Source organism: Roseateles sp., assembly GCF_036404855.1.
Classification (GTDB): domain Bacteria; phylum Pseudomonadota; class Gammaproteobacteria; order Burkholderiales; family Burkholderiaceae_C; genus Pelomonas.
In genome coordinates this window covers 19,242-29,758 of sequence record NZ_DASWYS010000309.1, presented here as the reverse complement: position 1 = coordinate 29,758, position 10,517 = coordinate 19,242, and the positions used below count along the sequence as shown (strand labels likewise).

Annotated in this window: 12 protein-coding genes; 7 read left to right on the top strand and 5 right to left on the bottom strand. The window is 70.1% G+C overall.

Annotated elements, in window-relative coordinates; genetic code table 11:
* The coding region (locus VGF12_RS20745; RefSeq protein WP_331177947.1) for a helix-turn-helix transcriptional regulator at positions 1 to 379 on the top strand (379 nt) is incomplete at its 5' end.
* Here VGF12_RS20745 and VGF12_RS20740 read toward each other — a convergent pair.
* The gene (locus tag VGF12_RS20740) at positions 346 to 1,026 is read right to left on the bottom strand and encodes a hemerythrin domain-containing protein (RefSeq protein WP_331177946.1); all 681 of its coding nucleotides are present in this window, start codon (positions 1,024 to 1,026) and stop codon (positions 346 to 348) included. The two genes, VGF12_RS20745 and VGF12_RS20740, sit on opposite strands and share 34 nt — an antisense overlap.
* A 192-nt stretch (positions 1,027 to 1,218) precedes the next feature.
* Between VGF12_RS20740 and VGF12_RS20735 the strand changes: the two genes are divergently transcribed.
* The 3 genes from VGF12_RS20735 to VGF12_RS20725 are packed head-to-tail and all read left to right on the top strand — an operon-like array spanning position 1,219 to position 3,030.
* Positions 1,219 to 2,046: a hypothetical protein gene (locus VGF12_RS20735; protein WP_331177945.1), complete on the top strand. Its 828-nt coding sequence runs from the start codon at positions 1,219 to 1,221 to the stop codon at positions 2,044 to 2,046.
* Positions 2,043 to 2,564: a c-type cytochrome gene (locus tag VGF12_RS20730; RefSeq protein WP_331177944.1), complete on the top strand. Its 522-nt coding sequence runs from the start codon at positions 2,043 to 2,045 to the stop codon at positions 2,562 to 2,564. The genes VGF12_RS20735 and VGF12_RS20730 overlap by 4 nt, the downstream gene beginning before the upstream one ends.
* Positions 2,565 to 2,586: 22 nt before the next feature.
* On the top strand, positions 2,587 to 3,030 hold the full coding sequence (locus tag VGF12_RS20725) for a hypothetical protein (protein ID WP_331177943.1): 444 nt from the start codon (positions 2,587 to 2,589) through the stop codon (positions 3,028 to 3,030).
* Positions 3,031 to 3,482: 452 nt separating this feature from the next.
* On the opposite strand, the gene VGF12_RS20720 is transcribed toward VGF12_RS20725, so the two are convergent.
* A complete protein-coding gene (locus VGF12_RS20720) occupies positions 3,483 to 3,767 on the bottom strand; it encodes a hypothetical protein (RefSeq protein ID WP_331177942.1) in 285 nt (94 codons plus the stop codon).
* Positions 3,768 to 3,872: 105 nt separating this feature from the next.
* Here VGF12_RS20720 and VGF12_RS20715 point away from each other — a divergent pair, with 105 nt between their 5' ends.
* Genes VGF12_RS20715 through VGF12_RS20705 form a run of 3 tightly spaced genes read left to right on the top strand, consistent with a single transcriptional unit; the run spans position 3,873 to position 6,600 of the window.
* On the top strand, positions 3,873 to 4,505 hold the full coding sequence (locus tag VGF12_RS20715; protein WP_331177941.1) for a hypothetical protein: 633 nt from the start codon (positions 3,873 to 3,875) through the stop codon (positions 4,503 to 4,505).
* A gap of 5 nt (positions 4,506 to 4,510) precedes the next feature.
* A complete protein-coding gene (locus VGF12_RS20710; protein ID WP_331177940.1) occupies positions 4,511 to 5,311 on the top strand; it encodes a hypothetical protein in 801 nt (266 codons plus the stop codon).
* Positions 5,311 to 6,600 (top strand): hypothetical protein, encoded by a 1,290-nt coding sequence (locus VGF12_RS20705; protein ID WP_331177939.1) that lies wholly within the window; start codon positions 5,311 to 5,313, stop codon positions 6,598 to 6,600. The genes VGF12_RS20710 and VGF12_RS20705 overlap by 1 nt, the downstream gene beginning before the upstream one ends.
* Here VGF12_RS20705 and VGF12_RS20700 read toward each other — a convergent pair.
* Genes VGF12_RS20700 through puuE form a run of 3 tightly spaced genes read right to left on the bottom strand, consistent with a single transcriptional unit; the run spans position 6,597 to position 10,515 of the window.
* Complete coding sequence (locus tag VGF12_RS20700; RefSeq protein ID WP_331177938.1) at positions 6,597 to 7,820, bottom strand: M20/M25/M40 family metallo-hydrolase; 1,224 nt, start codon at positions 7,818 to 7,820, stop codon at positions 6,597 to 6,599. The genes VGF12_RS20705 and VGF12_RS20700 overlap by 4 nt on opposite strands.
* Positions 7,817 to 9,562: a 2-oxo-4-hydroxy-4-carboxy-5-ureidoimidazoline decarboxylase gene (gene uraD, locus VGF12_RS20695; protein WP_331177937.1), complete on the bottom strand. Its 1,746-nt coding sequence runs from the start codon at positions 9,560 to 9,562 to the stop codon at positions 7,817 to 7,819. The genes VGF12_RS20700 and uraD overlap by 4 nt, the downstream gene beginning before the upstream one ends.
* Positions 9,559 to 10,515, bottom strand: a complete 957-nt coding sequence (puuE, locus tag VGF12_RS20690) for an allantoinase PuuE (protein ID WP_331177936.1) — start codon at positions 10,513 to 10,515, stop codon at positions 9,559 to 9,561. The genes uraD and puuE overlap by 4 nt, the downstream gene beginning before the upstream one ends.
* Positions 10,516 to 10,517 lie beyond the last annotated feature (2 nt).

Below are 10,517 nucleotides of genomic sequence, written 5' to 3'. Positions count from 1 at the left end.
CGAGCCCGGCGGGCTGATGTGGGCGGTGCCCGAACTGCTGCGGATGGCGGCAGAGGATTGGCGCGGCCTGCTGGACGCCGCCGACGTTGCCCGACTGCGAGGCTGGGCCGACGCGCTGCGGCCGGCCGCGCTGGCCATCGTGGAGCCGGTGGCGGCGGCGGATGATCGCCTGTCCCAGCGCGAGACCGAGGTCATCGCGCAGATCGCCGCGGGCGCCAGCAACAAGCACATCGCCCGCGCCCTGGACCTCAGTCCCCATACCGTGAAGCGGCATGTGGCCAACATCCTCGACAAGCTGGGACTGAACTCGCGCGGCGAGGCCGCGGCGTGGTGGAACCGCCGAGATCAGGCCTCGACGAGGCCGGGCACGCTGGCCTGATCCAGAGCGCGGCACAGCTTGGCCCAGGCCGGCTCGTTGAGCAGCGGCCGGACGGCGGCCAGTACCGGCGCCTGGACGGCCGGCGGCAGGCTGCCGATGACGAGGGCGCGCTCGGCCGGCGTCAGCGCCGGGATCATCCAGCGCAGCGTCTCGCTCATCTCGCGTGGGCCGATGCTGGCCAGGATGCGGCCATGGATCTCGTGCAGCTCCGCATCGGTGTAGGCAGCCCACAGCGCCTGGTTGTGGCGGTGTTCCTCCACGCCCATGTGCTCGAAGTTGTGCGCGACGAAGGCCGAGAAACGCCGGTACAGGCGCTGGGCGGCGGCGGCGGTGGGCATGGCGCGCAGCGCCGCGGACTCGGCGCGCAGTGCGGCGATGCTGTCCAGGTGCTCGTCATGCTCGGCTTCGATGGCCGCACTGGCGCCAGCGCGACGGGCCTCGATGGCAGGGTGGACGAACTCGTTCTCCTTGTCGAGGTGGTGGCGGGCCGCGTCCAGCAGCGCGTCCAACTGGGCCAGGCCGGCAGCCAGATCCAGCGGATCATCCACATCCAGGCGGCTCAGCTGCAGCAGCGTGTCGCTCATGAAGAGACGCAGGCCTTTGTGGATGTGGGCGTAGAGGTCGAGGCGCGGGGGGGCGGTGGTCATGGGAGGCTCCGTTGAGCCGGCGTGATGGGCCGGATGCCGAGCAGTGTTCCGGCCGGCGCCGCCCCTGCCATCGCTCGTACGGGCCATGGCCGGCGGGCCACGGCATGACCCCCGTCATGGCTCCTCGGTAATCCTCACATTGGCCCATCGTGGCGATGGCCGGTCCGGGGCCGCTCGGCACAGTGCCGAGCCATGCAACGCCTCGCCCTGCTCCTGCTCAGCACCGCCGCCCTCGCGGCACACGCCGAGCTGCCCGAGCGCCTGAGCCAGACAGGCCTGGGCGGGCCTGGTGTGCGCGCCTTCGAGCCGCGCTTCGCGCTGTGGTCCGATGGTGCGACCAAGCGGCGCTGGATCGCGCTGCCGCCGGGCACCCAGGTAGATGTCAGTCAGCCTGACGCCTGGCGCTTCCCTGTCGGCACGCGGCTGTGGAAGGAATTCAGCGTCGATGGCCGGCCGGTGGAGACGCGTCACTTCCGGCTCGCCGCCGAGGGCCGCTGGGAGGTTGCCAGCTATGTCTGGGACGGCGCCGACGCGGTGCGCGCGCCGGCCCAAGGCCGCCAGCTGACACTCCCCGGCGGGCGGCGCTACGAGGTGCCCTCGGCTGGGGACTGCATGGCCTGCCATGCCGGCGCGCGCAGCCCGGTGCTGGGCTTCGCGGCCCTGCAACTGGGGCCGGCCGTGCCCGCCCTGGTGCAAGAGGGCTTGCTGAAGAACGCCCCCGTGGCCTGGAGCCGGCATGGCCCCGACTTTGCCGCCGCAGACCCCGTCGAGCACGCCGCCCGCGGCTATCTGCACGGCAATTGCGGTCACTGTCATTTCGAGGGCGGCGTGCCCGTTGCGCTGCGCCTGGCGCTGGACGTGGGCCGCACGCCCGCTCCTGTCGATGCCGCCGCCATCCTGAGACGCGCCGGTACCCGCAACCCCTACCAGCAGATGCCGCCCCTGGGCACCCGCGAGGTCGACGCCCAGGGCCTGGCGTTGCTGGCCCATCACTTCAACTCGGAGAACCCCCGTCCATGAAAGCCTTGATCCCCCTTCTTATCCTGTTGGCCGGCACGGCCCAGGCCAGCGACCGCATCGAGCGTGGCCGCTACCTCGTCAACACCAGCGGCTGCGCCGATTGCCACACGCCGATGAAGATGGGCGCCAACGGCCCCGAGCCGGACATGGCACGGCATCTGTCCGGCCATCCGCAGTCCTTTGTGCTCACGGCGCCCGTCTCCCCGCCGGCGGGGCCTTGGGTGGCCGTCATTGCCAACAGCGGCACGGCCTACTCCGGCCCGTGGGGTCTGAGCTTCTCGGCCAACCTGACGCCGGACATGGAAACGGGCTTGGGCCGCTGGAGCGAGGGCGATTTCGTGCAGACCATACGGACGGGCCGCCACCTGGGCCGCGGCCGGCCGGTGCTGCCGCCCATGCCCATCCCCGTCTACAGCCAGATGACCGACGACGACCTCAAGGCCGTCTTCGCCTACCTGCAGTCGCTGGCGCCTATCCGCAACAAGGTGCCCGATCCGATCGCGCCGGTCCAGCGTTGACCCGAACCCCAGGAGAACCGTCATGAAACACTTCAATCCTTCCGCCCACCTGGGCCTGTTCGGCGCCCTCGTCGGCGTGCTCAGCGTCGTCGCCGCCGGCGTGCTGGTCCTGCCCGGCGAGGCCTCCGCCGCTGTCTCGCCCTGCGAGGACAAGGCCGCGTTGCAGCGCCGTCTGGACGACTTCGACGCGCGCTGGAACGCCAGCGACGCTTGGGGCCTGACGGCGCAGTTTGCGATGGACGGCAGCCTGGGTGCCGCTGGCGAGGCCGGCCGCGAGGCCGTCTATCGCGCATTGATCGAGCGGCTGGGTCGCTCGCCCCAGCCCCGCCAGACGCGACTGCTGCGCGCCACGACGGTCGGCCCGGCCTGCCTGGTCGATGTCCAGGTGAAGAGTGGCGAGCGCAGCGAGGCCGGCCTCTTCCTGCTGGCCCAGGCGCGCGAGGGCGGCATCGTCGCGATGCGGTAAGCCAAAAAATGAAGCCCCGCCCGGCGGGAGCCGGTCGGGGCGCAAGAGCGCTTCACGCCGCCCGGGACGCACCCGTGAGGGTGCGTGGGGCTGCGGCGTGCATCACAGCGCAGGCGGCCAGCGGAGCGACACCCGGAGGTGACGCGGGCAGGCCCGGATTTCGTGCTTTCGTGGTCGCGGGCGGGTCGCGTTCCGCCTCGCCAGGGGCCGCAACGTTGCCGGGGGCCGTGCACTGGTGACGGGATGAATCATCGGCGCAGCCGGCCGTGAACGAAGCCACGATCAGCCGGGGCAGGCCCTGCTTTTTCGGCTCAGTGGGTGTGGGCCGGCACCCGGGCGGGCAGCAGCTTCGGCGGCGCGGTCCCGTTGAGCTCGCCCCGGACGCAGACTTGGCGCACTGCGAAGGCCGTGATCCGGGCTCGGCCGGCAGCGTCGCCTGCAGCATGAACTCGTCATCCCAGGTGCTCTGCAACTGAAGGGCTTCGCCGCTGGCCGTCCAGCGCACTTCGGCCGGCTCGTCGATCCGCACGCGTGACGGTCTTGCGAGTGGTGGGGATGCTGGTGGGCAGCGAGCTGGGTGCGGCGCCTTGCATGCGCACGGGATCCTGCCAGGCCGAGAAGTCGCCTCGTACGTGCGCCAGCGCTGCGCTGATGCCCGGCGCCAGCGCGCCCGGCAGGAGCACGGCCAGCAGCCACCATGACTGGCGGCGCGCTTGGACGTGGCGCGGGGCGGGCATGCCTTGGTCCTTGGGGTCGCTGCGCTTGTGCGGTGCCGGCCGGCAGGCCGCGGGATAGCTGAATTGAGGTTGCTCGGCAGGGGCGCTCCGGCCGACACTGCGCCCATGGATGCCCCCGCTGCACCGCCCAAGCCTCTCTTCGGCCGGCTGCTGGCCTGGATGGGCGCCGAGGCGCCCAAGCTGCTGGCCAGCATCGTCGTGCTCGTGCTGGGCTTCTGGATCAAGGACTCGGTGGATTTGGCCATCAAGCAGCGCCAGCTCGACCTGAGCTATACGAAGGAGATGCAGTCGCTTGTGCAGAAGCTCACCGAGGAAGAGGATCTCGGCAAGCTGAAGAACACCGCCGTCGTGCTGGCGTCCTTCGGGGAGCCGGCGCTGCCAGCCTTGCTGATGGAGTTGCGCCGTACCGACTTGCACGCGGTCGCCGCGACGCGCGGCCTGGAGGCCCTGGCCGTGCGCGAGCCCCAGACCTTGTGCCGGCTGCTGCCGCCGCTGCTGCTCAAGCGCAACCAGCACTACGACATCGGAGCCCACCGTACGCTGGTCGGGTTGATCGGCGACAACGGCTGCACCAAGGCGCTGCCGCAACTGCGGCGCTACCGTGACCTCGTCGACGCCGCCGTGGCAGGCAGACCCGAGGCCCTGAAGCGCTGCATCGGCGGCGATATCGGTGCACCGGCCGAGGCCTATCCGATGCTCAAGCAGGCCGTGGACGAGGCCATTGCCAACCTGGAGTGAGCGCCATGAAGACCTTCCTGCTGGCGTTGTTGCTGGGCTGCGCCGCGGCTCGGGCCACCGTCGTCAACTGCCCGCCCGCGGCCAACAGCTTCACGGTGCTGCTCAGCGAGCCCAGCGGCGACGCGCTGCCGGACCGCGCCGCCGTCGAGCGTTTCTTGAACAAGCTCCAGTTCGAGCTGGACCAGACACGCGACGAGCGCTGGATCAACCCTGGTGCGACGCCCGTGGCGTTCCGGGCCTGCCCCAGGCGGGCGCCAGCCATGGACGGCAGCGAGTTCAGCCCCGAGGTCGTCGAGCAACTGAACGACCAGCGCGTGCTGCTGGAGATCTGGGGCGCCGTGGAGCGCGACGGCACGCCGCCGACGCTCAGCGCGCAGATCAACTACCTGCTGGTGCCGCTGCGCTTTGCTGCGGACCGGCGCGACGCCGTGCAGGGCTTGCCGAACGGACTGCAACGCCTGCGCTATCCGGAGGCCGGAGCCGCGCCCACCCAGGATGCCGTGCAGCTCGTGTCCCGCCCGCTGGACCTGGACGCGTTCGTCGCCACTGCGCTGGGCCTGAAGCTGATGCGCGAACGTGCCTACGAGCCGGCCCACGCCAACCTCTGCCGCGCCAGCGGCCTGCTCGGCGCCATGCTGAAGCGGCCGTTGACCGGGCGCGGCAAGGCCGACTTGGCGGCACTGCGCGAGTTCGTCGGCAGCAGTGCCGGTCGCGTGCTGCGCGAGGCCCTGGCCGACCCGGCTTACTCACGCACCGGCCTGCTGAGGCTGCAGCAGCCGGCGCAACCCTGTGCGGGAGCCGAATGATGCGCCGCGCCAACGCCCCCCTGCTGGTCGTGCTGACCTTGCTGCTTGCGCTGCTGCCGCCGCGGTTGTTCGCCATGGACATCCGACCCTGCTCCGACCCGGTCGTCTTCGGTGGAGCAGCGGTCAATGCGCTGGTGTTGCCTTGGCGCGCCCAGTCCGGGCCGCCCGTGCTGCAGGCGGCCAGCCGCCAGCTTTCGGCGCTGGCCCATCTACAGTTGCTGATGGGCATGCTGAAGTTCGGCTCCATCGGCGTGGTGGATCTGGTGGCCGAGCCCCAGCAGGTGTGCGACGTGGATCAGGTGCTGGCGCGCGTCAGCCGCTATGGCGTGGCCAGCGGCCGGCTGAAGCCGGGCCAGGGGGTGGTGGTGGTGTGGGGCCGATTGTTCGAGCAGGACGGCGAGCTGTTCCTGCAGAGCTATCTGCGTTTCGGCCGTCAGGGGCAGGACGGCCTGGAGCCCGAGGTGCTGGCCGTGCCCTTGCAGGCGGGCGACGCGCGGCTGGAATTGAAGGTCGCGCTGCCCGCACAGGCCCTGTCCTTCGCGCCGCGGCGCATCCGGCTGGATGACCTGGCACGCATCGACACCGCCTTCCGCGCCGCGCTGCGCGTGCGCCCCGCGCCCGACCTGGCCGTGCCGGGCGTGGAGATTGGCAGTTCCACGCGCGAGAGCTTCCCCTATTGGGTGGCCGAGGCGCGCGGCGACTGGCTGCGGCTGGCGCCGATGCGGCCGGGCCTGCCGGCCGGCTGGGTTCGCGCGCGCACGGGCGACGACACGCCGGATTGGTCGCTGTCGCGCTGGCTGCCCGAGCTCGACTTCGCCGAAGGCGTGGCCGGTTGGCTGCGACTTCGTGCCGGCGGCGTGCCCGCCGCGCAGCGCCAGCCCATGGCCGACGCGGTGCTGGCCGCATTGGCGCGCTACGAGCGCGCGGTGCCGGGGGATCAGGCCCCTGCGGCCTGGGGCGTGGCTGCCGGCCTGCGTGGCCACATGGCCTGGGGTGGCGAGCAGCGCGAGGCGGCCAGTCAGCAGTTCACGCAGGCCGCGGAACGCCTGCCCGGCACCGCCGCCGCGCGACAGACCGCCGCCGTGATGAGCGCGGCACGGCAGCCCCTGAACGCCGGGTCCGCCAAGGCTCTGGCTGATGAGTTGCTCGCAGTGCTCGCGCTGGACCCCACCAATCCGCAGGTGCGGGGCAATCTGCTGGCGCTCTACGGCCTGTACGCGCAGCGGCCCAACTGGAGTCCGTTCACGGCAGAGCAACTGGCCGCGCGGCGGCAGTTGCTCGGGTCCTAGACCAGCAGCTCGGCCAGCGTGCGCGCGACCACCAGGGTGGCGCGCTCCAGGTCCTTCAGCACCAGGTGCTCATCGGCGCGCTTGGCGTTGCTTTCCAGCACGGTGCGCGGCCCGGCGCCGTAGATGGCAGCCGGGATGCCGTGGGCGGTATAGAGGCGCACATCGGTGTAGAGCGGCGTGCCCGAGGTCGGGATCTCTTCTCCGAACACGGCCTGGCCGTGCTTCTGCAACGCGGCCACCAGCGGCGCTGCGCCGGGAAGCGGCTTCATGGAGTTCGCGAGCAGCAGCCGCTTAATGTCGAGCCTGACGCCGGCGCTTTGCGCCACGCTGTTCTCGATCAGCGCACGCACCTCGGCTTCGACGCTCGCGGGATCCTCCTCGGGGATCATGCGGCGGTCCAGCTTGAGGACGACCTTGCCCGGCACGACGTTGGTGTTGCTGCCACCTTCGATGCGGCCGACGTTCAGATAGGGATGCGTGATGCCTGGCACCTCGGAGCGGCGCGTCTTCAGAACATCGTTGTGGGCGTAGAGCGCCGTCAGCAACTTGTTGGTGGCCTGCAGCGCATCGATGCCCGTGCTCGGATAGGCTGCGTGCGAGGCTAGGCCGTGCAGCGTTACCTCCATCTGCAGGCAGCCGTTGTGGGCCGTGACGACCTGGTAGCTGAAGCCGGCGGCGATCAGGTAGTCGGGCTTCGTCAGGCCTTGCTTCAGCAACCAGCCCGGGCCCAGCTCACCGCCAAATTCCTCGTCGTAGGTGAAGTGCAGCTCGACCGCGCCCCTGAGTGGCAGGCCCGAGTGCTTCAACGCCAGCAGCGCGAAGGTGTAGGTCGCGAAGTCGCTCTTGCTGACGGCCGCCGCACGGCCGTAGAGCTTGCCGTCCACGATCTCGGCGCCGTAGGGGGCATGCGTCCAGCCCTCGCCTGGCGGTACCACGTCGCCATGCGCATTCAGCGCGATCGTCGGGCCACCGTCGCCGAAGCGGTGGCGCACGATGAGGTTGGTGATGGATTGCATACCGGCAACCTGCACCTCGGCAGCGGGAACGGCGTGCTTCTCGACCACGAAGCCCAACTCGGTCAGCAGCTCGGCCGTGCGGTCGGCGTGCGGCGCGTTGTTGCCGGGCGGGGTGTCGGTGGGGAGGCGAACGAGGTGCTGGAGGAAGCGGACTTCGTCGCCGAAATGTTCGCCAATCCAGGCGTCGGTAGGGTTCTGAGTCATAAGGTATCGAGCAGACGTTCAAAGGCGCGGACGGACAGTTCAGCGTCATCTGCTGTCACCGATTCCAGCGGGTTGTGGCTGATGCCACCGTTGCCGCCGCGCACGAACAGCATGGCCTGCGGCAGCAATTCGTGGATCTTCATCGCATCATGGCCGGCGCCCGAGGGCAGGCGGTGCAGTGGCAAGCCCAACGCAGTGACGGCGGCTTCCCAGCGCGCCTGCCAGGCCGGGTCGCTGGGCGCCGCGTTGGCGGCCAGCGTCGGCTTCAGCGTGCAGCTGAGACCCCGGCGCTGACAGATGTCGTCGAGCTTGGTGCGCACATCGGCATCCAGCGCATCCCGGGCCGCGTCGGTCGTGGCACGCAGGTCCAAGCTGAAACGGCAGCGGCCGGGGATGACGTTGATGGAGCCTGAGGGCACCTCCAGCATGCCGACCGTGCCAACGATGTCCGGTACGGAGGCGGCGCGCTGCTCGATGAACAGGATGAGTTCGGCCACGCCGGCCGCGGCGTCGCGGCGCTGGCCCATGGGCGTGGTGCCGGCGTGGCTGGCCAGCCCGACGATCTCGCCGGTGTAGCGGCGGCTTCCGTTGATGCTAGTGACGATGCCCAGCGGCAGGTCCAGGCTGTCCAGCACCGGTCCCTGCTCGATGTGGACTTCGACAAAGCCGAGGTAGCGCGATGCGTCGCGTGTCGCGGTCTGGATGCTGTCCATCGTGCCGGCCAGGCCGGCGGACTGCATTGCGTCGCGCAGCGTGATGCCCGCGGCGTCGGCCTGATCCAGCCAGGCGGGCTGGAAGGCCCCGATCAGCGCGCTGGAGCCAAGGAAGTCCGCCGGATAGCGCTGCCCCTCTTCCTCGGAGAAGCCGACGACCTCCAGGCCAAAGGGCAGGCGCTTGCCGCGACGGTGCAGTTCACGCACGACCAGCATGGGCACGAAGATGCCCAGCCGTCCGTCGAAGCGGCCGGCTCGGCGCACGGTGTCGTAGTGGCTGCCCGTCAGCAGGCGCTGGTTGCCCGTGCCGTTGTAGATGCCGACGATGTTGCCCACGGCGTCGCGATGGACGTCGTCAAAGCCGCAGTCGCGCATCCAGGCCATCAACTGCTCGCCAACCGCTGTGTGCGCGGGCGTGGCGTAGGTGCAGGTGAGGGCGTCCTGGGCGTCGCTGTGCTGGGCCAGCGCTGCCGCCCAGTCCCACAGCTGTTCGCCCAGCTCAGGCCGCGCGTCGAACTTGTCGTTCAGCCGGATCTCGGCGATGCGGTGGATTTGGCGCAGACATTCGGCACGTTCCAGATCCGGGTGGGCCCGCAGCCGGCGCTCGAAGGTCGCGATGATCTCCTGGCGCGTGAAGCCCGTGCCGCGCGGCCCACGCACGGCGAGGATGAAGGGGAAGCCGAAGCGCGCGTTGTAGTCGGCATTGAGCTGCTGCAGCTTCGCGAATTCTTCGGGCGTGCAGGCGGTGAGGCCCGCCTTCTGCTGCTCGTTCGTCGACTCCGCCGTCAGTTCGCCAGCGACGGCGGCCTTGCCGGCCAGCTCGGGGTGGGCGCGGATCAGGCCCAACTGCTCGTCCACGCTGGCCTCGCGCACGACGCGGGCGAGTGCGACCTTCAGCGCTGCCAGCGTCTTGAAAGGGCGAGAAGCTGCTGCTCGCTCGGCGATCCAGGGCGAGTGCTCATAGGTGCCATCAAGCAGCGCGACGAAGCTCGCCGCGCTGGCGGCATTGAGTTGATCAAGGGTCATCATTCCCAGACGAAGGCCGTCTTGGCATCAAAGGGGTGAACGGTTTTCCAGTGCCGCGCGATGTCCAGCCGTCGGCAGATCCAGACGCGGTCGTGCGCCTCGATGTGGTCGAGGAACTTCTGCAGCGCGCGCATGCGACCGGGGCGGCCGAGCAGCCGGCAATGCATGCCGATGCTCATCATCTTCGGGCTCTCGGCGCCTTCGGCATAGAGCACGTCGAAACTGTCGCGCAAGTACTCGAAGAAGGGCTCGGCATGGCTGAAGCCCTGGGGCAGGGCGAAGCGCATGTCGTTGCAATCCAGCGTATAGGGCACGACGAGGTGCGGCGCCAGCTCGCCGTTGGTCTTGCGGACCTGCAGCCAGAAGGGCAGGTCGTCGCCGTAGTAGTCGCTGTCGTACTCGAAGCCGCCAAAGTCCGCCACGAGGCGTCGCGTGTTCGGGCTGTCGCGGCCGGTGTACCAGCCCAGGCCGTGCGGGTCGCGTCCCAGTGTCAGTCGCTTCAGCGACGCCATGGCCTGGGCCAGGTGGGCGCGCTCGGTGTCCTCTTCCATGGCTTGATAGTGGATCCAGCGCCAACCGTGGGAGGCGATCTCGTGGTCCAGCTCGACGAAGGCCTGCGTCACATCGGGGTGGCGCTCCAGCGCCATGCCCACGCCGAAGACGGTCAGCGGCAGGGCCCGCTTCTCGAACTCCTTCAGCAGTCGCCACACGCCCACGCGCGAGCCATACTCGTAGACGCCTTCCATGCTGAGGTGCCGCGCCGGATAGCTGGCCGGGTTGAACATTTCGGACAGGAATTGCTCGCTGCCGGCGTCGCCGTGCAGCACCGAGTTCTCGCCGCCTTCCTCGTAGTTCAGCACGAACTGCACGGCCACGCGGGCGCCGCCAGGCCATTGCGCGTGGGGTGGGGTTTCGCCGTAGCCGACGAGGTCGCGGGGATAGCGTGCGGTGCTCATCC

Coding starts and splice junctions, on each gene's coding strand:
- VGF12_RS20740 (WP_331177946.1), bottom strand. CDS start 1,026: ATGACCACCGCCCCCCCGCGCCTCGACCTCTACGCCCACATCCACAAA.
- VGF12_RS20735 (WP_331177945.1), top strand. CDS start 1,219: ATGCAACGCCTCGCCCTGCTCCTGCTCAGCACCGCCGCCCTCGCGGCA.
- VGF12_RS20730 (WP_331177944.1), top strand. CDS start 2,043: ATGAAAGCCTTGATCCCCCTTCTTATCCTGTTGGCCGGCACGGCCCAG.
- VGF12_RS20725 (WP_331177943.1), top strand. CDS start 2,587: ATGAAACACTTCAATCCTTCCGCCCACCTGGGCCTGTTCGGCGCCCTC.
- VGF12_RS20720 (WP_331177942.1), bottom strand. CDS start 3,767: ATGCCCGCCCCGCGCCACGTCCAAGCGCGCCGCCAGTCATGGTGGCTG.
- VGF12_RS20715 (WP_331177941.1), top strand. CDS start 3,873: ATGGATGCCCCCGCTGCACCGCCCAAGCCTCTCTTCGGCCGGCTGCTG.
- VGF12_RS20710 (WP_331177940.1), top strand. CDS start 4,511: ATGAAGACCTTCCTGCTGGCGTTGTTGCTGGGCTGCGCCGCGGCTCGG.
- VGF12_RS20705 (WP_331177939.1), top strand. CDS start 5,311: ATGCGCCGCGCCAACGCCCCCCTGCTGGTCGTGCTGACCTTGCTGCTT.
- VGF12_RS20700 (WP_331177938.1), bottom strand. CDS start 7,820: ATGACTCAGAACCCTACCGACGCCTGGATTGGCGAACATTTCGGCGAC.
- uraD (WP_331177937.1), bottom strand. CDS start 9,562: ATGATGACCCTTGATCAACTCAATGCCGCCAGCGCGGCGAGCTTCGTC.
- puuE (WP_331177936.1), bottom strand. CDS start 10,515: ATGAGCACCGCACGCTATCCCCGCGACCTCGTCGGCTACGGCGAAACC.